Annotated in this window: 22 protein-coding genes; 6 read left to right on the top strand and 16 right to left on the bottom strand. The window is 63.7% G+C overall.

What is annotated here, in order from left to right:
* Positions 1-60 precede the first annotated feature (60 nt).
* The 3 genes from FDN03_RS00500 to FDN03_RS00490 form a co-directional block, all read right to left on the bottom strand.
* Positions 61-315: a DUF3039 domain-containing protein gene (locus FDN03_RS00500; RefSeq protein WP_054821750.1), complete on the bottom strand. Its 255-nt coding sequence runs from the start codon at positions 313-315 to the stop codon at positions 61-63.
* Between the two features lie 261 nt (positions 316-576).
* Positions 577-2,139: a transporter gene (locus FDN03_RS00495; RefSeq protein WP_138173054.1), complete on the bottom strand. Its 1,563-nt coding sequence runs from the start codon at positions 2,137-2,139 to the stop codon at positions 577-579.
* The gene (locus tag FDN03_RS00490; protein ID WP_138173052.1) at positions 2,115-2,879 is read right to left on the bottom strand and encodes an ABC transporter ATP-binding protein; all 765 of its coding nucleotides are present in this window, start codon (positions 2,877-2,879) and stop codon (positions 2,115-2,117) included. Before FDN03_RS00490 ends, FDN03_RS00495 begins: the two co-directional genes overlap by 25 nt.
* A gap of 466 nt (positions 2,880-3,345) precedes the next feature.
* On the opposite strand from FDN03_RS00490, the gene FDN03_RS00485 reads away from it, so the two are divergent.
* From FDN03_RS00485 to FDN03_RS00475, 3 genes are read left to right on the top strand one after another with little or no spacing between them, the layout of a single operon-like run.
* Entirely contained in the window at positions 3,346-4,839 is a 1,494-nt protein-coding gene (locus FDN03_RS00485; protein WP_212743846.1) for a sodium:solute symporter family protein, read from the top strand.
* Between the two features lie 52 nt (positions 4,840-4,891).
* The gene (locus FDN03_RS00480; RefSeq protein WP_138173048.1) at positions 4,892-6,571 is read left to right on the top strand and encodes an amidohydrolase; all 1,680 of its coding nucleotides are present in this window, start codon (positions 4,892-4,894) and stop codon (positions 6,569-6,571) included.
* Positions 6,568-7,518 (top strand): GTP-binding protein, encoded by a 951-nt coding sequence (locus FDN03_RS00475; protein WP_138173046.1) that lies wholly within the window; start codon positions 6,568-6,570, stop codon positions 7,516-7,518. The genes FDN03_RS00480 and FDN03_RS00475 overlap by 4 nt, the downstream gene beginning before the upstream one ends.
* A 178-nt stretch (positions 7,519-7,696) precedes the next feature.
* On the opposite strand, the gene FDN03_RS00470 is transcribed toward FDN03_RS00475, so the two are convergent.
* Together FDN03_RS00470 and FDN03_RS00465 are read right to left on the bottom strand one after the other, a co-directional pair.
* Positions 7,697-8,605 (bottom strand): tetratricopeptide repeat protein, encoded by a 909-nt coding sequence (locus tag FDN03_RS00470; RefSeq protein ID WP_138173044.1) that lies wholly within the window; start codon positions 8,603-8,605, stop codon positions 7,697-7,699.
* Positions 8,605-10,323 (bottom strand): hypothetical protein, encoded by a 1,719-nt coding sequence (locus FDN03_RS00465; RefSeq protein WP_138173042.1) that lies wholly within the window; start codon positions 10,321-10,323, stop codon positions 8,605-8,607. Before FDN03_RS00465 ends, FDN03_RS00470 begins: the two co-directional genes overlap by 1 nt.
* A 152-nt stretch (positions 10,324-10,475) precedes the next feature.
* Between FDN03_RS00465 and FDN03_RS00460 the strand changes: the two genes are divergently transcribed.
* Positions 10,476-11,717, top strand: coding sequence for an AI-2E family transporter (locus FDN03_RS00460; RefSeq protein WP_138173040.1), 1,242 nt, complete (start codon positions 10,476-10,478; stop codon positions 11,715-11,717).
* A 4-nt stretch (positions 11,718-11,721) separates the two neighbouring features.
* Here FDN03_RS00460 and crcB read toward each other — a convergent pair whose 3' ends face one another.
* The 3 genes from crcB to FDN03_RS00445 all read right to left on the bottom strand — a co-directional run bounded on the left by crcB (position 11,722) and on the right by FDN03_RS00445 (position 13,200).
* Entirely contained in the window at positions 11,722-12,099 is a 378-nt protein-coding gene (crcB, locus tag FDN03_RS00455; protein ID WP_138173038.1) for a fluoride efflux transporter CrcB, read from the bottom strand.
* Position 12,100: 1 nt separating this feature from the next.
* Positions 12,101-12,601, bottom strand: coding sequence for a CrcB family protein (locus FDN03_RS00450; RefSeq protein WP_138173036.1), 501 nt, complete (start codon positions 12,599-12,601; stop codon positions 12,101-12,103).
* Between the two features lie 257 nt (positions 12,602-12,858).
* Positions 12,859-13,200, bottom strand: a complete 342-nt coding sequence (locus FDN03_RS00445; protein ID WP_138173034.1) for an ATP/GTP-binding protein — start codon at positions 13,198-13,200, stop codon at positions 12,859-12,861.
* Between the two features lie 126 nt (positions 13,201-13,326).
* On the opposite strand from FDN03_RS00445, the gene nucS reads away from it, so the two are divergent.
* Positions 13,327-14,022, top strand: a complete 696-nt coding sequence (nucS, locus tag FDN03_RS00440; protein ID WP_138173032.1) for an endonuclease NucS — start codon at positions 13,327-13,329, stop codon at positions 14,020-14,022.
* Between the two features lie 18 nt (positions 14,023-14,040).
* On the opposite strand, the gene FDN03_RS00435 is transcribed toward nucS, so the two are convergent.
* Positions 14,041-14,403 (bottom strand): hypothetical protein, encoded by a 363-nt coding sequence (locus tag FDN03_RS00435; RefSeq protein WP_138173030.1) that lies wholly within the window; start codon positions 14,401-14,403, stop codon positions 14,041-14,043.
* A gap of 240 nt (positions 14,404-14,643) precedes the next feature.
* On the opposite strand from FDN03_RS00435, the gene FDN03_RS00430 reads away from it, so the two are divergent.
* Positions 14,644-15,864 carry an amidohydrolase family protein gene (locus FDN03_RS00430; RefSeq protein WP_138173028.1) on the top strand — a complete coding sequence of 407 codons (1,221 nt, stop codon included), beginning with the start codon at positions 14,644-14,646 and terminating at the stop codon, positions 15,862-15,864.
* 113 nt (positions 15,865-15,977) lie between these two features.
* Here FDN03_RS00430 and FDN03_RS00425 read toward each other — a convergent pair whose 3' ends face one another.
* The 7 genes from FDN03_RS00425 to FDN03_RS00395 form a co-directional block, all read right to left on the bottom strand.
* On the bottom strand, positions 15,978-16,406 hold the full coding sequence (locus tag FDN03_RS00425; protein ID WP_138173026.1) for a DUF2550 domain-containing protein: 429 nt from the start codon (positions 16,404-16,406) through the stop codon (positions 15,978-15,980).
* A 6-nt stretch (positions 16,407-16,412) separates the two neighbouring features.
* Positions 16,413-16,679, bottom strand: coding sequence for a F0F1 ATP synthase subunit epsilon (locus tag FDN03_RS00420; RefSeq protein WP_054821357.1), 267 nt, complete (start codon positions 16,677-16,679; stop codon positions 16,413-16,415).
* 1 nt (position 16,680) lies between these two features.
* On the bottom strand, positions 16,681-18,129 hold the full coding sequence (gene atpD / locus FDN03_RS00415) for a F0F1 ATP synthase subunit beta (protein ID WP_138173024.1): 1,449 nt from the start codon (positions 18,127-18,129) through the stop codon (positions 16,681-16,683).
* 36 nt (positions 18,130-18,165) lie between these two features.
* On the bottom strand, positions 18,166-19,059 hold the full coding sequence (locus FDN03_RS00410; protein ID WP_054821356.1) for a F0F1 ATP synthase subunit gamma: 894 nt from the start codon (positions 19,057-19,059) through the stop codon (positions 18,166-18,168).
* Positions 19,060-19,132: 73 nt separating this feature from the next.
* Complete coding sequence (atpA, locus tag FDN03_RS00405) at positions 19,133-20,770, bottom strand: F0F1 ATP synthase subunit alpha (protein ID WP_138173022.1); 1,638 nt, start codon at positions 20,768-20,770, stop codon at positions 19,133-19,135.
* A gap of 109 nt (positions 20,771-20,879) precedes the next feature.
* Complete coding sequence (locus FDN03_RS00400) at positions 20,880-21,692, bottom strand: F0F1 ATP synthase subunit delta (protein WP_138173020.1); 813 nt, start codon at positions 21,690-21,692, stop codon at positions 20,880-20,882.
* Positions 21,692-22,246 carry a F0F1 ATP synthase subunit B gene (locus FDN03_RS00395; RefSeq protein WP_138173018.1) on the bottom strand — a complete coding sequence of 185 codons (555 nt, stop codon included), beginning with the start codon at positions 22,244-22,246 and terminating at the stop codon, positions 21,692-21,694. Before FDN03_RS00395 ends, FDN03_RS00400 begins: the two co-directional genes overlap by 1 nt.
* Positions 22,247-22,268 lie beyond the last annotated feature (22 nt).

The raw sequence follows: 22,268 nt of genomic DNA, 5'->3' as shown, positions 1-22,268 counted from the left end.
CGCGGACCACGAATCTATGCCCAGCAGCCGTGCGGCTGCCGGGCGTGAAGGCAGGGTCGGTTAGTCGCCCTGCATGGATTCGTAGATTTCCTTGCACTCCGGGCAGACCGGGAACTTCTTGGGGTCACGGCCGGGAGTCCAGACCTTGCCGCACAGGGCGATCACCGGTTCCCCGGACAGGGCCGATTCCATGATCTTTTCCTTGCGCACATAGTGTGCGAAGCGCTCGTGATCGCCGGCCTCAACGTTCTGCTGCGTCTCGGTCCGCTCGATTGTTGCTGTTCCGCCGCGGGTTTCTTGTGACTCTTCAACCATGGCATCCAGTCTAGTACTTTTCGCGCTCCACCCAAGCCCCCACAGCACGCCCAACCAGCCCGCCGCAGCCCCGGAAATCCGCTCGATTACCGGGCTGACCTGCCGACTTGCCGCGCACCGCGGATGGCTTTGAACACCGTGTGAAGTTCCGGGCACCGGCAGGGGGTTGCGGACATGGCAAAGCCCCGGTAGCCGGGTGCTGGAGGTGATCCAGCACCGGCACACCGGGGCTTGGGTGGGGCGCCATGGCCGTCGAGGCCGCTACTTGTTCAGCAGCACCGCCTGCATCAGCTCCGGCAGGCGGGCATCCATCCACTTGCCGCCCACCCGCACACCGATCAACAGCAGGATCCCGCCGTAGACGAATGCGCCGGCCAGGGTCACCCAACCCAGCGGCTGGATACGGCCGAAGATCGCAAACAGGTACGGGATCACCAGCGGCAGCAAGAGCAGCCCCATCCCGCCAAAGGTCAGCAGCTGGGTCAGCGCCACGCGCACCCCGTTGCCCGGCGGGGTCTTCATCGGGTTCTCCCCCGGCAGGGGGACCGCGTAGGTGTAGCGGGCCGAGACCACCGAGGAGATCGCCAGGGCCACCAGCAGCGCACCGAGCGAGAGGCCCACATCGGCCGGGATGCGCCAGTACTGGCTGGTCAGCGCGCCGGGCAGAATCGCCCCGAGCAGCACCGGCACCAGGCCCACCAGCAGGCAGGCGAGCATGCGCCCGATCCGGTCATCGCGGCCCCGCACCCCGGTGAGCACGTGCAGGGAGAACGCGGTGTTGTCGTAGGAGACGTCGGCGGAGATGGAAAAGCCCATCAGGATCCCGAAGATCGGGCCGAGCAGGAACATCATCGCGTAGCTGCCGGACTGCGAGCCGGCGAAGTAGAAGATCACCGGCAGCACCGGGACCATCAGCACGCCAATCGCGTAGCGCGGGTCCTTCAGCCAATACACCAGCGCCCGGGCGGCGACCGCACCCCACGGGGTGGACGGCATCCACTTGAAGGGGCCCAGCCCCTTGGCCGAGGCCGCGCGTTGCGGGGCCGGCGCGGTGACCACGGCGTTCGCGGTGGCCCGCAGCAGCAGCCAGTAGAGCACCGCCAGGCACACCAGGCCGTAGAGCAGGTGGCCGATCGCGGCCAACCACGCGCCCTCGGCGGCAGCCGGGGCGACCGCGCCCAGGGTGCCGAACGGGGTGTAGGCCAACACCGTGGCGACCGGGTCGATCCAGTCAAGGGCGCTGGTCGCCGCCTCGGTGAGCATCCCGATGATCGGCCCCAGGCTCACCAGCAGCAGGAAGAAGATCAGGAACGTGGCCTCGCGGAAGCGGCGCTTGGAGCGCAGCGCGGTGGCCTGGATGGTCAGGTACTGGCAGCCGAGCACCGCCAGCACCGCGGTGCCCAGGTTCGCCACCAGCGCCAGCAGCAGCACGCCCGGATCCAGGCGCCACAGCACGCTGAACCCGGCCATCGCCAACACCGTGATCAGCGCCGGGATGGAGACGAACCCGGCCAGCACCAGCGCCCGGCCCAGCGTCTTGGGCTCAATGCCGAAGTGCACGAAGCGCTGCGGCTCCAGGGTCAGGTCCACGCCGGTCAGTAGCGGCGGGACAATCGCCCAGCCGATCACCACCAGCGAGCTGGCCAGGATGGAAATGTAGCTCAGCCACTGCAGGTCCGCGGAGAACCAGGCGGCCAGGATCAGCATCGCCACCACGCCCAGGGCGTAGAGCGTACCGATGATCACCCCGACCAGCTGCCAGGTGCTGCGCCGGAAACCGTTGCGCAGCAGGGTCAGCTTTAGTTTGAGGATGTGCGCAACCACGACAGCCCTCCGCCCTGTGCCCGTCCGCCGACCAGGTCCACGAAGCGCTCCTCCAGGCTCATCCCGCCGCGCACCTCATCCACGGTGCCCGAGGCGCGCAGCACCCCGTCGGCGATCACGGCCACGTGCGAGCACATGCGCTGCACCAGGTCCATCACGTGGGAGGAGACGATCACGGTGCCGCCGAACTTCACGTACTCGTTCAGGATGTCCCGGATGTTTGCCGCCGAGACCGGGTCCACCGCCTCGAAGGGCTCATCGAGCACCAGCAGCTTCGGAGAGTGGATCATCGCGGTGGCCAGCGAGATCTTCTTGGTCATCCCCGCGGAGTAGTCCACCACCAGCTTGTCCCCGTCATTGACCAGATCCATGACCCGCAGCAGGTCCTCGGTGCGGGTGGTGACCTCCTCGCGCTCCATCCCGCGCAGCAGCCCCGAGTAGGTGACCAGCTGGCGTCCGGTGAGCCGGTCGAATTGGCGCACCCCGTCGGCCAGCACCCCCATCATCGACTTCGCCTCGCGCGGTTGGGCCCATACGTCCACCCCGTGCACGGCCGCGCTGCCGGCATCAGGGCGCAGCAGCCCGGTGGCCATGGACAGCATGGTGGTCTTGCCGGCGCCGTTCGGGCCGACCAGGCCAAAGAAGGAACCGGCCGGGACGTCCAGGCTGACGTCGTTGACCGCCACCTTGGGGCCAAACTGCTTGGCCAGCGATCTGATGCTCAGTGCGGGGATACTCATGTACCCGAGATTATCAATGGCCCCACCCCGGGCGGATCATCCTTTGGAGTTAAACTTGCGCCCCAATTCCCAAGTGAAAACGAGATTTGATCTTTAAACCCATCCCGCCTTTCCCGTTGGCTTCCACCCGAAATTGACTTACAGAGCAGGCCGGTTTTCCATCGCTGGGACTTACTGGCCCCCAAAAAAGCCCTCCTGACTGGCTCTTTGCATCAATTCAAAACCCAGTAATGGTGATGTAAAGCACACCTGAGGTCAGGAGTGTAAAGCACTCCAAAAGGCTCAAGACCTCAGTAGCTCTAAAGGGCTTATGTACCAGGTGCACATATTTGAAAAGTTTCGACCCATTTAGAACGGCGGTACGACCTTGAACTGGTACCTAGTATGGATCATAGGTTTTTTGGTCCTCCTATTCGCTGTCAGCATCAGATCTTCAAAGACGGTAAAGACAGCCGACGACTATGCGATGGCGGACTTCAAGCTTGGCTTCTTCCCAATCTGCGGCTCTGTTATCGCGACAGTTACGGGTTCAGCAGCGCTGATTGGCGGCTCGGGTAAAGGGTTCGAGATGGGAGTCTCTTACTTCATCACAAGCATCAGCATGATGCTTTTTACTGTGGTAGCGATGCTCGCGCTTGGCCCGGTGATCCGAAAACTTCGCCTGTACACCATCCCCGAGCTGTTCGCTCGGCGTTTCGGTAAGCTCGCCGCGCTGATCCCTGCGCTGATCATCGGTTTCCTCTACATGACTCCAACGTTCGGCATGCAGCTTGTCGGCATGAGTTCAATTTTGAGCTCCATCACTGACCTGCCCGCATTCTGGGGAATCATTATCGGCTTTGCCGTGACCCTCGTGTTCACCCTCATCGGTGGTATGCCCAGTGTCGCGTGGACCGACGCGATCCAGACCATCGTCATATTGGCGGGTGTCGTCATCACTCTCGTAGTCGGTGTTTCATACGCTGGCGGTCCATCAGTCGTCGTGCGCGAAGCCCCGGAAAAATTGCTCAGTTTCGGTAGCATCGGCGGCATAGAACTGATGAACTGGTTCTTGGTTTTCGGGCCCTTCTACATAGTCTGGCAGACCACCTGGCAGCGCTTGACGGCTGCAAAATCCACAAAAGTCGGGATTTCGGGTGTCGTGATCGGTTTTGTTATTTCCGCATTGATCGGTCTCGTCGCAATTTTCATCGGGATCACTGCGGTACAGGTCTTCCCGGAGGGAACTGATCCAGACGCGATCTACACCTCGTTCATCGCGCAGCTGTTCCCTGGCTCTATCGGCGGCCTACTCATGGTCTCCTTGCTTGCCGCACTCTTGACCGGTGCGACTTCATTCCTGCTCAGCGGCGCAATCAACGTCTCCAAGGACATCTACGAGGGTTGGGTCAACCCTAAGGCTGGCGACGCTCAGATCTTGAAGGTCTCCAGGCTATCCGTAGCTTTCATGGCGGTGCTCGGGCTCGTGATAGCTCTTTGGGTGAAGGACGTAATCGGCATTTACCAGGTCGCACTGTCTTTCACTGCCTCGGCTCTCGTAGCACCGGTGCTCGCTGCCATGTTTTGGAAGCGCGCGACCAAGGCGGGCGTCATGGCCAGCACCATTGGGGCGCTGGTAGTTTCCTTGGCATGGCGAATAGCAGGTACGCCATTTGGACTCCACGAAATCGCGCCCGGCCTTCTGGCATCTGGGACGCTGCTGATTGTTGTCAGCCTGATGACTAAACACTCTGAGGATGAGACCGTTATTGCTTACTTCCAAGCGTTCCGACGCGGACTCCCACTGAGCAGCAAGACTCCCGTCAAGGGTGAAGTGACTTCAGCTGCAGAGGCGATACTCAGCGAAAGCGAGCAGTCCCATGCTATGGATCCTACAGAGAGCGGCACCTCAGGTTCCCTGAACTCCGACCCGACTCATGATTCCCCGGCCAAGTCGCCATCAAAGTTGAACGAGCGATGAACCAGACTACGAAGTAGCAATCCCGATCAGTTCCCCACCGGAAAGGAACACAATGGAACGTACAGTAATCTACCCAGCTCGAATCGTCCGTACTATGGACCCCGCACGGCCAGTAGCCGAAGCTGTCGCTATACGTGGCGACCGAATTCGTGCAGTGGGAACAGTGACAGAACTGAAAGAGTACCCCGGGGCCGTCGTAGATGAACGTTACTCAGATTCGGCTCTCCTACCTGGCTTTGTGGAGGCGCATAGTCACGCGGGCTCGGGAAACGTCTGGGCCAACACCTACGTGGGATACATGGATCGGATCGACCCTGATGGACGACGCTGGCCCGGGTGTCGGACCGTCGATGAGATTCTAGAACGGCTTAGAGAGGCCGAGGCAGAATTGCACGCTCCCGACGAATTACTCATGGCTTGGGGACTCGACCCCATTTACTTCCCGGACCAGCCGCTGGCGGCTGAACAACTCGATATGGTGTCATCCAACCGGCCTATTTACGTTTCTCACACAAACGGGCACGTCTGCGCGGTCAATAGCGTAGTCCTCGAACGTTTCGGCATAAATCAGTCGACGAGGGTTGATGGCGTGGTCAAGAATGAGAATGGTGATCCGACAGGCGAACTGCAAGAGTTCGCAGCGATGGGTCTCGTTGCAGAATTAACTGAGGGTCGCGGCGTTCTCAATACCAACACTGAGGCACTAATCCGATTCGCGCAGGAAGGGGTGAACACCGGAACGACGACGCTCACAGACCTGGGCACGACAGCGCTAATGGACGATGAGGGTGTCGACCTGTATGAGTCGGTAGTTCGCGACGATTACCCTGCAAGGCTCAATGTCTTCCACTTTGGCGCCGGAATCGGTCAACCTACCCTCTCTTTGCAGGAGGCTGCGGACCGGCTTGTGCATCTTCGCGACGAATCGACAGGAAAACTTCGCTTCGGAAACGTCAAACTCATGCTGGACGGATCCATTCAAGGTTTCACTGCACGGCTACTCGCGCCTGGCTACTATCGAGATCAGCCTAACGGGATCTGGAACATTAGCCCGGAAGAATTCAAGGCAGCGTTCGAGACATTCCACCGCGCAGGCCTGCTGGTTCACGTTCACTGCAACGGCGACCAGACAACTCAGCTGTTCCTTGACATACTCGAAGAGATTCTCACGAGCTACCCGCGGCCCGACCATCGTCATACCTGCACCCATTCTCAGATGACCACGGCGGCGCAGTATCGGCGGATGGCAGCGCTTGGAGCCTGCGCGAACATCTTTGCCAATCACATCTGGGCGTGGGGTGATCAGCATATTGATGTGACTGTTGGTCCCGACAGAGCGGCACGAATGAATGCAGCAGCGACCGCGCTGCGAACCGGGGTGCCGATTTCCTTGCATTCGGATACACCAGTAACGCCTTTGGGACCACTGCAAGCCGTAAAACATGCCGTTACACGAAAAACCGTCTCGGGACGTGTAATGGGCGAATTCGAGAAGATCGGAGTGCAAGAAGCACTCGAAGCCGTGACCATCGGTGGCGCCTACATGCTGAAGATGGACCACGAAGTAGGTTCCATTGAATCCGGTAAGTTTGCGGATCTAGCGGTCTTGGCGGAGGATCCCTTTGATGTTGAGGCGGAACGCATAGGTGACATCCGGGTCCTGGGAACTGTAGTCGGTGGGCAACACTTCAAGACGAAGGTTGCAGCACCGGCAGAAGCACTGGCACCATGACGGCAAAGTTGGCGATCATCAGTGGTTATCTAGGATCTGGAAAATCGACGCTCGTGAATCGCTTGTTAGGCGGTGTTCTGCCCGGGCGTACTGCCGTCGTAGTAAACGATTTTGGTTCAATCAATATCGATGCCGATCTCATTTCGTCCGCGGACGAGGACACGATTGAGCTAACGAACGGCTGCATCTGTTGCCAGATAAATGACGATGCTTCGCGCGTTATGTCCAAACTTGCTGAACGCGCGGATCTTGACAACGTTCTGTGCGAAGTCAGCGGTGTCGGTGACCCTAGGCAAATTGCCCAATGGCGCACCTTTCCCGGCTTCACACGCGGGCCTCTCGTCGTCTGCGCAGACGCCACGGCTCTCCCGCGCTTATTGAAAAACGAATACGTCGGCGATACGGTCTCACGGCAGCTTGCGCGCGCCGAAACGGTCTTGATCACCAAGACGGATGTCGCTCTGCCCCGTGACATCAGCAAGACGGAGGAAGCCTGTCGTCGAGCTGCACCCAACGCGCTTATTTTCATACAGGAAAGTACTGATCCTGGGAAAACGGCACTCGAGGTATTTGGTCCTGCACAGAATGACGCCTCTGCCCGCTACACGGACGAAAGCCCGAAGCAAAACAAGGGTGCTGAGGCCTTAGCCCATCAAACACGACATGCTTCTGTCACTGTCGATCTCCCGAAGCCCCTCGACATTGATGTTCTAGTCAGCTTTTTGTCATCACAGTCCGCGCTCCTTATGCGGGCTAAAGGGATTGCCCTCGACAAGGCGGGCAGCTGGCAGGAAGTCCAATTAGCCGGGCGCCAAGTTACAGTGAGGCCACATGGCTCACAGAAGCGACGGCCAGAATCCTCGGCGATGGTGATGATCGCTGCAGGACCGAACGCCGAGGGGATAGTGCACGAAGCCGAGGCAGAGCTGAAACAACTTAACAGATAGTGGCAGCTACTTCTAGTTGGGATTGCCAGCCTCTAGACCAATGCTTCGACTTCTGGGAGCGTTCTCGCGTGACCAAAACAAGCATTAGTGGTGAGTGTCTGGTTCCATCGCTTACGGAAAGCAAGAACCGCGAGTGCAGATGTCGCACTCGCGGTTCTTACTTTGCCGACGAGGTGGTTTAGAAGAGCACGCGGGCCAGCTTCTGGCGGGAGGCGGCGACCCGCGGGTCGCTGTTGCCCACCACGGCGTACAGCTCGATCAGCCGGCGCCGGACCCGTTCGCGGTCCTCGTCATGCAGCCGGGAGATCAGGTTCACCAGCCGGGAGAAGGCGTCCTCCACGTGCCCGCCGGCCACATCCATGTCCGCCACCTCCAGCTGGGCGTTGATGTCATCCGGGGACTGGGCCGCGGCCTGGCGCACCTGGTTCAGGTCCTTGCCCTGGGTGCGCGAGAGCAGGCGCACCTGGTACAAACCCACCTGCGCCTCGTGGTCGTTGGGCTTCTCGTTCAGCGCCTGGGTGTAGGCGGCCTCCGCGGCGGCGAAGTCCCCCGCATCGATCGCGTCCATGGCCTTCTGGTGCAGCGGCGGCAGCGCCGGCTCCTCTGTGCCCGCGGCGCCAAACGGCGGCACGGTCCCGCCCATCCCCTGCTGCGCGGCCAGCTCCAGCAGCTGGGCCAGGACCTGCTCGATCTGCTCGGCCGGGGCGGTGCCCTGGAACAGCGGGACCGGCTGGCCCTTGACCAGCGCGACCACCATCGGGATCTGCTGGACCTGGAAGGCCTGGGCGATCTGCGGGTGCGCCTCCGCATCCACCACGCCCAGCACCATCTTCCCGCCCTGGCGGTCGACCAGGGTGCCCAGGATCTTGTCCAGCTCCACCGAGGCGGCCAGGCGCGCGGCGCCCAGCGACACCAGCGCCGGGACCTGCTGGGACAGGCCCACGAACTGCTGGAACCCGGCCTCATCGAGCTGGGTGGTCCAGCTGCCGGCGGCGGCGGCCGGGATCTGCTCGGCCTGCTGGGCCGCAGCGGCCAGGTCGGTCAAATCCACGGCCCCGCGGGCCGAGGGGATATTCTGTTCGCTCATTAGCTCTCCTTCACCTGCTTGACATCCAGCAGTACGACTTCGCCGGCGATCAGGGAAATCTTGTCCTTCGAATCCCCGGCAGGAATGTAGAACATCACGGGTTCAGCGTAGCGGATCTGCACGTCCCCGGTGCTGGAGCTGCTGCCCAGCAGCTTGCGGGTCAGCTCATCGGCGCCCTTGAGCGGGTCGCTGTCCTCGGTGCGCTTGAACGTGGTGGTCGAGTTGATCAGCCCGGTCACGATCGCCCCGCCGTCCGGGGTGGAGAGCACCATGGTGTCCTTGGCGCTGGGCTTGCGCTCGTACTTCACGTCGGCCTCGTTGGCCTTGTCCTTCTCCGACTTCTGTCCGGCGTGCACCGCCTTGATGAACTCGGATTCGGCGAACTTCCCGGCCTGCTTGGACTTCGGGTTGGTCAGCACGTCGGCCAGCTGGTTCATGGCGTCCTGCGGCTTGGTGTTCAGCCCCTCGGCGTCCGCGCCCAGCTGCTTCACCGACGGGTCGCCCACCGCGATGCCCGGGAAGGAGGCGCCGGGCAGCATCTGCGAGGCGAAGACGACCTTGTAGTTATCCCGCGCGTTCTCCTGGCGCAGGGTGATGGCGATCGGCAGCGTGTTCGGGTCCTGGTCCTTGGCGGTGACCACGTTGATCACGCGCGGGAACTTGGCCTCGGAGGTGTTGGGCACCGCGGCGGAGCGGCTGACGTCGGTGGCCAGCTTCGTCGGCTCGGCGACCTTCACGTCCTTCTTCAGGATCTCGTAGCGGCTGGAGCGGATGGACTTGAAGGCCCCGGCGGTGCGGGCGTCCAGATCCTTGGCGTTGTGCGAGTCATCGGCCTTGCCGACCTGCTTCTTCACATCCTCCAGGATGCGGTTCAGCTGTTCCTCGGTGACCACGGGGAAGGTGGTGGCGGTCTGCTCCTCGGGCGTGGCCGAGGCGGACTGCTCGGCGGCCGCGTCGCTGGCCTGTTCGCTGGGGGTTGCGCTTTCGGCGTCCTGGGGGCTGGCGGACTCATCGCTCGGGGCGGCCGGGATCAGCACCCCGGACAGGCCCAGGGACAGGGCGGCAACCAGGGCCAGCGAGTTGTGGGTGTTCACCCGGCGCGCCGGGCGCTTGGCGGCGGGGCGCACCAGCAGGAAGGCCAGGCCCACCACGATCAGCAGCGAACCGATGATGATCAGCGGCAGCGCCCAGGGCATGGTGGCGGTGTTCGCGTAGGTGACCGAGATCTTCGCCGGGGCGGCCTGCTTGCCGTCGGCGGCCAGCAGCAGCGACCAGGAGCCGCTATCCGGCGCGGTCCAGCGGTAGGTCATCTTCCCGTCGGCCTGCTGGGAGTCAAAGAAGATGTCCCCGCCGGCCGGGTTGGGCACCTCGGCCTTGCCGTCGACCAGCTCGGCCTGCAGGCGGTGGTTCACCCGGTCGATGCCGGTCAGTGAGACGTGTTTGGCATCGCCCACCCAGGCCTCCACGTCATAGCTGCGGCCCAGCGAGGCGGTGAACTCCCCCTCGGATTCGATCTGCAGCTCCACCGGGGCGATGTCCGCGTCGTTGATCGACGGCTCGATCACCGTCAACGGCGCGCTGCCGTCGAATTCGGGCATGGAGGCAGTCACCGTTTCGGGCGGCGCCCAAAACGTCTTCTGTCCGATGCCGATGAACAGGGCCACGGCCCCGATCAGCATCGCGATCACCGGTAGTATTTTTCGCACGGCTTCACCCATTCGCATCACGGTCACAAGGTCTTCGACTCAAGTCTAACGAGTGGATCGTGGACTTGGTTCCTGACGCGGATTGTGAGGATGCTCAAACCGCGTGCGGGCTCGGACCCGCAACATCCATCCTGACCGCCCCGGCTGGGGGTAAGCTCAAAGCCATGAACCCGCAGCCTGATTCCGAGCCGCACCAGGACGAGCCGGCGCCGCGTCCGGCCACCGAGGTGTCTGCCCGCGAGGTCGTCGCCGGCGGCAGCCGGATGCGCCACTTTGGCCGCCGAATCACCCAATTGCTCAGCGCCCCGGCACGCAATCCCGCGTTGGGTGACGAACCCGACGTGGACGGCGAGCAGCAAAGCGAATCGCTGGAGGTCATGCATCCGGTTGCCCTTGGCTTCCTAGCCACCCTCGGTGTGGGGTTGGCGCTGCTGGGATACTACCTGCTGACCAACGTGGGTTCGCTGATCACCTGGATCGTGATCGCGATGTTCATCGCACTGGGCCTGGATCCTATCGTCCGTTTCCTGGTGCGCCACGGCTTCACCCGCCCGCTGGCGGTGCTGAGCACCATGGTGGGGATCTTTGCGGTCTTTGGCGGCTTCATGGCGGTGATCATCCCGACCCTGGTCACCCAGATCACGCAGTTCATCGAAAGTGCACCACAGATCATCGATGATTTTCTGAACAGTGACTTGGTCTCCCAGCTGGACCGGCAGTACCAGGTCACGGAGCGAATCAACGATGAGGTGGACAAGTTCTTCGGGGATTCCGGGGCGGTAACCAACGTCTTCGGTGGGGTGCTCGGCGTTTCCCAAACCGTGGCCCAGTCCATGTTCGGGATCCTAATCGTGCTCGTGCTGGCCGTCTACTTCCTGGCCTCCATGCCCGGGATCATGGCCTTCTCCCTGCGCCTGGCCCCACGCTCCAAGCGCCAGAGGGTGGGCGAGCTGATGAACCGGATCACCCGCAGCGTCGGCAATTACGTGATCGGCCAAGCCTCGGTGGCGATCCTGAACTCGCTGGTGGCGCTGACCCTGATGACCATCCTGGGTGTGCCCTTCGCCGCGTTGCTGACCCTCGTGGTGGCGATGCTGGCGTTCATCCCGCTGGTCGGGGCCGTCATCGCTGGGGTGCTGGTCACCACACTGACCCTCACCCTGGGCTGGCAGAGCGCGTTGATCTACGGCATCTGCTACTTCGGCTACCTGCAGATCGAGGCGTACATCGTCTCCCCGCGCATCATGCACAAGGCGGTGGCGGTGCCCGGCGCGGTGGCGGTGATCTCGGTGATCGCCGGCGGTTCACTGGCCGGGATCACCGGCGCGCTGATGGCCATTCCCACCGCCGCGGCGGCCATGATCCTGCTGCGCGAGGTGTTCATCGCGCGCCAGGACAGGCTTTAAAACTCTAGAGCGCCAGGCCCAGCCACAATCCGAGTCCGGCCGCGAGCACCGTGGCCAGCAGCGTGCCCAACGCGTTGCCAAGCGTGGCCAGCACCCGGCCCTGACGCAGCAGGCGCACCGTTTCCACGCTGGCGGTGGAGAAAGTCGTATAGCCGCCAAGGAACCCGGTGCCCAGGATCAGCCGCCAGGTCTCGGGCAGCAGGTGGCCCATTGCCAGCCCGGTGATGAGGCCCAGCACCAGGGATCCGCTCAGATTAATCAGGATCGTGCCCCACGGCAGCGTGCCGCGCCAGCGCACGGCGATCCACTCCACCAGCACAAAGCGGCTGACCGCCCCCAGTCCCCCGGCCAGGGCCAAGAGCACAAACTGGATCACATCCATCTCACTGCCCCCGTTCCGGATCGGCGGCCCCGTCCGGTTCCCCACTGGCCGATCGTCCATGCCGGGTGCTGGAGCGGCGGATCGTGGCGGAAAGGATGATCCCGGCGGCCGCCGCCAGGAAGCCGAGCACCACGGAGCCCAGCGCGTAGGCCAGACCGGCCAGCGGGCTGTTACCGCCCAGCAGCAGGGCCGTGTCCACGGCCAGGGCACTGTAGGTTGTGAACCCGCCCATGAAGCCGGTTCCCACCAGCAGCCGCCAGACCCGGTGCCGGCGTTGTTCGCTGCTGTGCTGCGCGAGGAACTCAAGCAGCAACCCGAGCAGGAAGGCGCCGAGCACGTTGATGGCAAGGATGGTGTACGGCACCGAATCCACCGGCGGGAAGAGCAGGGCAAGGCCCTGCCGGCTGGCGGTACCGAGCGCCCCGCCAAGAAAAACCAACAACAGCGGGACCAGGCGGGCCGAGTGTGGTGTACGTACAGGCTTCGGCGTCGTGGAATTCATGCCTTCTCCCCCACTGGGTGGACGCACGGTGCATGGCGCGCGGATAACCGCCACCCGGCAGCCGTGGCACATTCGGGGCTGCAAAGTGTGACGCTCATCGTGGATCTCCTACCTTTCGGGCACAGTGGTGCTGCTGAGGTAGGGACCGTTGTCGCAACGGGTGCGAGGTTGGGTACGGCGGGCCCCACCGCCGTGATGCCGGGCATCGCTTTCATTCTGGCACAAGGCCATGGTGCGCAGGAACTCCACTAACACCATCAGTAACGGTAGGAGCGGATCTCCCAGCACCGTTCATGCCAGTGCCGCCGCGCCGCCGCCGAGGCCTCGTCACCGGACCAGTGATCGGCTCGCCAGGCCACCAGGTGCGAGACCCCCACGCCGATCACGCGGTGGCAGCCCGGGCAGGTGTAGGTCTTGGACGCGGACAGCGGGCTGATCTTGCGCACATGCCACTGCCCATCCGGGGCATCCTGCAGGCGCACCACCCCGTAGCGGGCCCGTTCGACCCAGTCCTCCTCATACTGCGGCGGCCCGGAAGGCTGGCGCGACGTGGTGTTGCGCGACCTTCCATTGCGGCGGGGACGGTTAGAACGGGGCATGGCTCCATCATGCCGCATGGCAGCAAGCCGGTTCCAGCCGAGCGCTCACACCACCGGCGGACACCACCGGATACCTGCGTCACACGCTGCCTGCATCCGGCGCGGCCAGCAGGTAGTGTTGTGTGGGTGCGTTTAGTTGTTGCAAAGTGTTCCGTGGATTATGCCGGGCGTCTGCGTGCCCACCTGCCCCTGGCCAAGCGCCTGATCATGGTCAAGGCCGACGGATCGGTGTTGATCCACTCGGACGGCGGCAGCTACAAGCCGCTGAACTGGATGAACCCGCCGCTGACCATGCACGTGCAGGAGCCGGCCCCCGAACTGGCCGAGGAAGGCGTCACCGAGGTGTGGCGCCTGGCCGCGGCGAAGAGCGATGACACGCTGACCATCCACTTCCACCAGATCGAGCACGACTCGGCCCACGAGCTGGGCACCGACCCGGGCCTGATCAAGGACGGGGTGGAAGCCGACCTGCAGCGCCTGCTGGCCGAACAGATCGACCTGCTCGGCGACGGGCACACCCTGATCCGCCGCGAGTACATGACCGCGATCGGCCCGGTGGACATCCTGGCGCGCGACGGCGCCGGGGCCACGGTGGCCGTGGAGCTCAAGCGCCGCGGGGACATCGACGGGGTCGAACAGCTCACCCGCTACCTGGAACTGCTCAACCGCGACCCGCTGCTCAAGCCGGTCACCGGCATTTTCGCCGCCCAACAGATCAAGCCGCAGGCCCGCACGTTGGCCGAGGACCGGGGCATCCGCTGCCTGGTGCTCGACTACGACGCGATGCGCGGCGTGGACGACTCGGCCGGGCGGCTGTTCTAGGTTCAAGGCAAGTCCCGTCTACCCGCCCGGCCACCAAAGCCCGGCAACCATTGCCACAACGGCAATTCCCAGACATGCCAGCCCGGCAGCGAAGAGCATCGCCAGCGATCTGCGGTCACGGCGCGGATCAATTATTTGAAAGCTTGCCTCGGTTTGCTCGACCCTTCGCATGGTCATTCGAAGATCCTCATCGGCTTCCTGGGCCATGAGATAGGCACATCCAAGGCCCAGCACGGCAAGGACGACAGACGTAATGGACAGCGATGTCACCTGCCACGGAGCGTGCGACAAGCGTGTCCCGCCCAACCCCAGAACCACCAACAAGCCACCAGAAAGACTGATCAGGCTCGTGCAGATCTTCTTCTGGCGTTCGTACTGCATCAGTCTGGCGTATACCCATTCGGGGTGGTTTACGGTCACTACCCGCTCCAGTCCTTTGTGAAAGAACGCTCCAGCTATCCCGCGATGGATCGCAGCGATAAACTGCTGCGGTCCAGCCATCGAAACTGGCGCACGGTAGCCAGCGTACTCAGCAATCTCGGGGCTATTCGCTGGGGTACCAGGGCTGGAATTATTCGCGAATTTGAGACAAGCTCGAACAAATGTGCCTAAGCTGGGGTCATGAGCACCGAACAGCGCACCGTAATGTTCGCCCGGCTGGTCTCCGACGGCCTGCAGGTTACCGATGGAGCGCTTGCCATCGAGGGCGACCGGATCGTCTTCGCGGGCAACCGCGATGACTTCCTGGCCACCGAAGACGCAGACAGCTTCACCGAGCATCCCCTGGCCGAGGACGCCACCCTGGTTCCCGGGCTGATCGACATCCACTGCCACGGGGCGAACGGCGCCGACTTCTCCGATCCGGAGCACGCCGGAGTCACCGACGCCATCGACTTTTTGCACCGCTCGGGCACCACCACGGTGATCGCCTCCCTGGTCTCCTCCGACCACGAACAGATGCTCAACGCCACCGAGCTGCTGGCCGAGTTCGCCGAGGCCGGGCTGATTGCCGGGATCCACGCCGAGGGCCCGTTCCTCTCCGCCGAACGCTGCGGCGCCCAATACCCGGGATTCCTCACCGACCCGGATCCGGACTTCGTCGCGGATCTGGTGATGGCCAGCCACGGGCAGCTGCGCACCATGACCTTCGCCCCGGAACTGGAGGGCACCGAGGATTTGATAGAGGCGCTGGTCTCCCAGGGCATCGTCCCGGCCATCGGTCACACCGCGGCCAGCGCGTCGGTGACCCGCAAGGCCCTGCAGGAGATCGCCGAGCAGCTGGAAAGCGCCGGGGTGGACGGCTTCACCGAGCGCCCGCTGGTCACCCACCTGTTCAATGCGATGCCGCCGATCCACCACCGCGATCCCGGCCCGGCCGCCGCCGCGCTGGAAATGGCGGCCAAGGGCAATGCGGTGCTGGAACTGATCGCCGATGGCGTGCACCTGTCCCCCGACACCGTGCGCATGGTGTTCGCACTGGTGGGAGCCAAGTCCATTGCACTGGTCACCGATTCGATGGCCGCCACCGGGCTGACCGACGGCGAATACACGGTGGGCCCGGCCAAGGTGCGGGTCGAGGACGGCGAGGCGCACCTGGCCGAGGGCGATCGGCAGCGCCTGGCCGGGGGCACCTGCACCCTGCTGGAGGTGGTGCGCCGCACCGTGGCCGCCGGAGTGCCGCTGGTGCGCGCGATCATCTCCGCCACCAAGGTGCCGGCCTACCTGATCGGGCTGGCCGATGAGGCCGGGCGGCTGCACCAGGGCTTCGTGGCCGACCTGCTGGTGCTTGGCCCGAACCTGGAGCTGCGCCAGGTGTTCAGCAACGGGCAGCTGCTGGACTGAACCCGCATTCCGGGCTCGGTCCGCCCGCCATCCCGTCGTGTCGTTAAACGGCTGACCCCCAACCCTTCACGGGTTGGGGGTCAGCTGTTGTCTCAGCCAGGAGACGGTGTCGACTAGATTTGCCAGGAGCCGGCGATCGGGCCGGCCTCGAGCCAGGCGGAGAACCCGGTGTAGTCCCGGTAGTCCATCGCCATCTCGATCAGTTCATCGCCGCGCTTGAGGCTAACGATGATGAACCCCGGCGGGATCTTGCCCCGTTCATCGTCCTTGGGCCGCCGCCACCCGGAAATGTCCAGGCCCCGGCGTTCCAGCACGAACGCCGGGATTGGCGAGACCGAGAAGAACCGCAGCAGGTCCACATGGGCCGTGCCGTAGCGTCCAATGCACATCACCCACTTGCCCGCGGGCGTGTGGTAGGAGGCATCGAAGGTTCCGAGCGTGCGCCGCAACTGGAAGCGGCGCACGCCCATGGCACCAAAGAACGCCATGATGCCGGCCAAGACCAGCAAGGCGATCAGAACTGGTGCGCTAATCTCAATCAATGGCGCCTACGCTGCGTTAACCACTGCGTTGTCGGCGACGATAACCACCCGGTCGTGGTCGACGGAGAAGAATCCCCCATCGATGCGCACCGAGAAGCGGGCCTCGGAAACCGGGTCGATTTCCAGATCCCCTGCGGCAAGCACGGTCAGGGTCGGCACGTGACCGGGCAGAACTCCGATCTCACCGTCCACCGAACGCGCCTTGACCAGCTTCGCGGGGCCGGCCCACACGAAGTGGTCGGCCGCCACGATTTCGACCTGAAGCTCGGCCATGCTACTTGCTGGCCTTCTGGATCTCGGCCCACTGGCGCTCGACGTCGTCCAGACCACCGACGTTGAAGAACGCCTGTTCTGCGATGTGGTCCAGGTCGCCGTTGCAGATGGCCTCGAAGCCCTCGATGGTGTCCTTCAGCGCCACGGTCGAACCCTCGACACCGGTGAACTGCTTCGCGGTGTAGGTGTTCTGCGACAGGAACTGCTGGATACGGCGGGCACGGGCCACGACGATCTTGTCCTCTTCGGACAGTTCGTCCACACCCAGGATCGCGATGATGTCCTGCAGTTCCTTGTTCTTCTGCAGGATCGACTTCACGCGGATCGCCACATCGTAGTGCTTCTGGCCCACGTACTGCGGATCCAGGATGCGCGAGGTCGAAGTCAGCGGGTCGATCGCCGGGTACAGGCCGCGCGAGGCAATCTCACGGGACAGTTCGGTGGTCGCATCCAGGTGGGCGAAGGTGGTCGCCGGGGCCGGGTCGGTGTAGTCATCGGCCGGCACGTAGATCGCCTGCATCGAGGTGATCGAGTGGCCCTTGGTGGAGGTGATGCGTTCCTGCAGCAGACCCATTTCGTCAGCCAGGTTCGGCTGGTAGCCCACGGCCGAAGGCATGCGGCCCAGCAGGGTCGACACCTCGGAACCGGCCTGGGTGAAACGGAAGATGTTGTCGATGAACAGCAGCACGTCCTGGTTCTGCACATCGCGGAAGTACTCCGCCATGGTCAGGGCCGAGAGGGCCACGCGCAGACGGGTGCCTGGCGGCTCGTCCATCTGGCCGAACACCAGGGCGGTGTCCTTCAGCACGTTGGCTTCTTCCATTTCGACCCACAGGTCGTTGCCTTCGCGGGTGCGCTCACCCACGCCGGCAAACACCGAGGTACCGCCGAAGTTGCGGGCCACACGGGTGATCATTTCCTGGATCAGCACGGTCTTGCCCACGCCGGCACCGCCGAACAGGCCGATCTTGCCGCCCTGGATGTACGGGGTGAGCAGGTCGATCGACTTGATGCCGGTTTCCAGCATCTCGGTGGAGCCTTCGAGGTCCGAGAACTTCGGGGCCTTGCGGTGGATCGGCCAGCGCTCGGTGACCTGGATCTCCGAGTTGTCAACGTCCAGGGCGTCGCCCAGCACGTTGAAGATGTGGCCCTTCACGCCGTCGCCGACGGGCACGGAAATCGGTGCCCCGGTGTCGGTGACCTGCGCGCCGCGCACCAGGCCGTCGGTGGCCTGCAGCGAGATGGCGCGAACCATGTTGTCGCCCAGGTGCTGGCTGGTTTCGAAGGTGATCTTCTTGGTTTCGCCGTTGATCGTCAGATCAGCGGTCAGTGCGTTGTAGATTGCAGGCAGTGCATCGGCTGGGAACTCGACGTCCACGACCGGGCCAGTCACGCGGGCAATGCGACCGGTGGCCCCTGCGGTAACCTGCTCGTTGAGTTGGGCAGTCATCTTTCTCACTTCTTGTCTGGTAGGAACTTTGCGGACTTAGCTGCTCAGCGCGTCTGCGCCGCCGATAATTTCCGTGAGTTCCTGGGTGATTTCAGCCTGACGGGCGTTGTTACGCAGTCGCGTGTACTTCTTGATCAGCTCCTGGGCGTTGTCGCCGGCGGACTTCATGGCGCGCTGGCGGGCAGCGAGCTCGGAAGCGGCGGCTTGCAACTGGCAGTTGAAGATGCGCGATTCGATGTACCGCGGCAGCAGTGCATCGAGCACTTCCTCAGCGGTCGGCTCGAATTCGTACAGCGGCAGCAACTCGTCGGCGGGAGTCTCGGAGTCACCCTCGACAACCTCCAACGGCAGCAGACGGATAACCGTCGGTTCCTGCGTGACCATCGACTTGAACTGGGTGTAGACCACGTGGATCTCATCCACGCCGTCCTGTTCGAAGTCATTGGCGAAATCCTCAAGCAGGACTTCGCGCAGCTCACGTGCGGTGTCAAACAGCGGGGCGTCAGTTCCCCCGGTCCATACCTTGGCGTACTCGCGCGAGCGGAAGTCGAAGTAAGCCTGGGCCTTGCGCCCGACCAGGTAGGTCTTGACTTCCTTGCCTTCCTCCCGCAGGAGTTCCATCAGATGCTCAGCCTGCTTCAGAACGCTGGCGGAGTAGGACCCGGCGAGTCCACGGTCCGAGGTCATCACCAGCACCGCGGCCCGGCGCACCTGCGTCGGCTCGGTGGTCAGCGGGTGATCGATGTCGGACTGCGACGCGACGGCGGTAACTGCACGGGTGATCGCATTGGCGTACGGCAGCGAGGCCGCGACACGGCTGCGTGCCTTGCCGATGCGGGATGTAGCGATCAGTTCCATCGCCTTGAAGATCTTGGCCATCGACGAGGTCGATGCGATCTTCTGGCGGTAGACCCGAATCTGGGCTCCCATGTGTGTCCTTTCCTTATCCCCTGGGTGGGGTGCGGCGCCGCCTGCGCGGCGCCCCACCTACCCAAGGAGATTGTCAGCGCTTCTGCTTGACGATCTGTTCCTGGTCGACGGCCTCGGAATCCAGGGCGTCGTGCTCTTCGTGGCCGGCGTTGACCAGGCGGTCCGCGCCATCCCCGAAGAAGCCGGCCTTGAAGTCCGCCACGGCGGCCTTCATGGCCTCGACGGTCTCGTCCTCCAGCTTGCCGGTCTGGGCGATCACGTTCAGCACCTCAGTGCGGTGACGCAGGTAGTCGATGAACTCCTGCTCGAAGCGGCGCACATCGGCGACCGGCACATCGTCCAGGTGGCCGTTGGTGCCGGCCCAGATGGACACGACCTGGTCGGCGACCGGGTACGGGGTGTACTGGCCCTGCTTGAGCAGTTCCATCAGGCGCGCACCACGGGTCAGCTGCTGCTTGGAGGCGGCATCCAGGTCCGAGGCGAACATGGCGAAGGCCTGCATGTCGCGGTACTGGGCCAGTTCCAGCTTCAGGGTACCGGAGACCTTCTTCATGGCCTTGACCTGCGCGGCACCACCCACGCGGGACACCGAGATGCCCACGTCGACGGCCGGACGCTGGTTGGCGTTGAACAGGTCCGACTGCAGGAAGATCTGGCCGTCGGTGATCGAGATGACGTTGGTCGGGATGTACGCCGAGACGTCGTTGGCCTTGGTCTCGATGATCGGCAGACCGGTCATCGAACCGCCGCCGAGCTCGTCGGAGAGCTTCGCGCAACGCTCCAGCAGGCGCGAGTGCAGGTAGAACACGTCGCCCGGGTAGGCTTCGCGTCCCGGCGGGCGGCGCAGCAGCAGCGACACGGCGCGGTAGGCTTCGGCCTGCTTGGACAGGTCATCGAAGATGATCAGAACGTGCTTGCCACCGTACATCCAGTGCTGGCCGATGGCCGAGCCGGCGTAGGGTGCCAGGTACTTGAAGCCAGCCGGGTCCGAGGCCGGGGAGGCCACGATGGTGGTGTACTCCAGGGCGCCCTGCTCTTCCAGGGTCTGGCGCACGGCTGCGATGGTCGAGGCCTTCTGACCCACGGCCACGTAGATGCAGCGCACCTGCTTGGTCGCATCGCCACTGGCCCAGTTGGCCTTCTGGTTCAGGATGGTGTCCACGGCGATGGCGGTCTTGCCGGTCTGGCGGTCACCAATGATCAGCTGGCGCTGGCCGCGGCCGATCGGGATCATCGCGTCGATGGCCTTCATGCCGGTCTGCAGCGGCTCGTCAACGCTCTTGCGCTGGGTCACGCCCGGGGCCTGCAGCTCCAGGGCGCGGCGGCCCTCGGCCGCGATCGGGCCCAGGTTGTCCAGCGGCTCGCCCAGCGGGTCCACCACGCGGCCCAGGAAGGCGTCGCCCACCGGAACCGAGAGGATCTCCCCGGTGCGCTCGACCTTCTGGCCTTCTTCGATCCCGGTGAAGTCACCGAGCACGACCACGCCGATTTCACGGGTGTCGAGGTTCTGGGCCAGGCCCAGGGTGCCGTCTTCGAAACGAAGCAGCTCGTTGGCCATGACGGAGGGAAGACCCTCCACCTTGGCAATGCCGTCGCTAGCTGTAATGACGCGTCCGACTTCGGTACGCTCTGCCTTGCCCGGTTCGTAGGACGCTGCGAACTCGTTTAGGGCATTGCGGACGTCATCAGCGTTGATGGTCAAATCGGCCATCTGCAGTCCCTGCTCTCCTAATTTGTGATCCGAAGGCTGGGCAACGGATCGAATGTGTTTGAAGTCTGAAGTGGTCCTGGCCGGCAGGACTCCACCTGGTGGTGAAGCCCTACCCTGCCAGGGCGCGGCGCAGTTCGGCCACGCGCGATGCCACGGAGGCGTCGACGATGTCGTCGCCCACCTTGATCACCAGGCCGCCGACCAAAGTCGGATCGACCGAGACGTTGATCTTCAGCGCACGGCCGTACAGCTTGTTCAGGCTGGCTTCCAGTCGCTGGACCTGCACGTCGGTCAGGGCCCGCGAGCTGACGATGTGGGCGATCCAGCGCTGCTGGCGCTTGGCCACCAGCTCCATGAAACGCTCCACCAGGCGGACCGGCTTCATCCCGCGCGGGGCGGTCACGGCCTGGCGCAGCAGCAGCTGCGCGGCCGAGCAGGCACCCGGAACCAGCTTCAGGGCCAGATTGGCCTTCGCCTCGGCCGGAGCCTGGGCGTCGTCCAGCGCGGCCTGCAGCTGGTGGTTGCCCGACACGACTTCGGTGAAGTCGAACAGGTCCTTTTGCAGCTTGTCCAATCCCGCAGCGTTCGCCTGCTGTTCTGCCACGGCAGCCACCGCGGTGACCGCCAGGGTTTCCAACGCATCGCTAATGTCGCGTTCCGAGCTCCAGCGGGTGGAAGCCAGCTGCTTGACGGTGTCCTCGGCGTCGGCCGAGACCTTCCCGCGCAGCAGCGAGGCCAGCAGCCCCGCCTTGTCGGCGGCTTCACGGGCCGGATCAGTCAATGCGCGGCGAAGGCCGGAATTCGTATCCAGCACCTGAAGAACCGCAAACAGTTCCTTGGGAAGCTCAACGGTCGCCAGGGCCAGCTTGGGCTCCAAGGCCTCCAAGGCCTTTGCCAATGACTCGCTCGATACACTTGCCATTAGTTCGATGCACCTGCGTTCTGCTGATTTTCCAAGTCGGCCAGGAACTGGTCAACCACGCGCTGGGAACGGGCATCGTCCTGCAGCGCTTCGTCAACAATCTTGCTTGCCAGCTCGGTGGCCAGCGTTCCCACGTCGCTGCGCAGCGAGGTCAGGGCGGAGTTGCGCTCCGCCTCGATCTGACGCTGAGCCTGCTCGGTGATGCGGGTGGCCTCATCGGTGGCCTTGGCCTTCAGATCGGCAAGGATCTGGGCACCTTCGCTACGTGCTTCCTCACGAATGCGGTTGGCTTCGGTGCGAGCCTCCAGAAGCTGGGCCTGGTACTGGGCCAGGGTCTCCTCTGCTTCCTTCTGGGCCGCCTCGGCCTTTTCCAGTCCGCCTTCGATCGCGGTCACGCGGTCTTCATAGGCCTGCTCAAACTTCGGGGCAATGACCTTGATGACGATGAAGAGCAGAACCGCGAAGCCGACACCCGTGACGAGAATCTCCCACGGGTTGGGCAGCAGCGGGTTTGCACCTTCGCCCGCAGCGAGGATGAAGTCTGTGCTGTTCATTCTCACTTTTCCTTATCTACTA

Origin of the sequence: Glutamicibacter sp. V16R2B1 (assembly GCF_005774635.1) — a bacterium.
GTDB lineage: Bacteria > Actinomycetota > Actinomycetes > Actinomycetales > Micrococcaceae > Glutamicibacter > Glutamicibacter creatinolyticus.
This window is presented reverse-complemented; position numbering and strand designations above follow the sequence as displayed.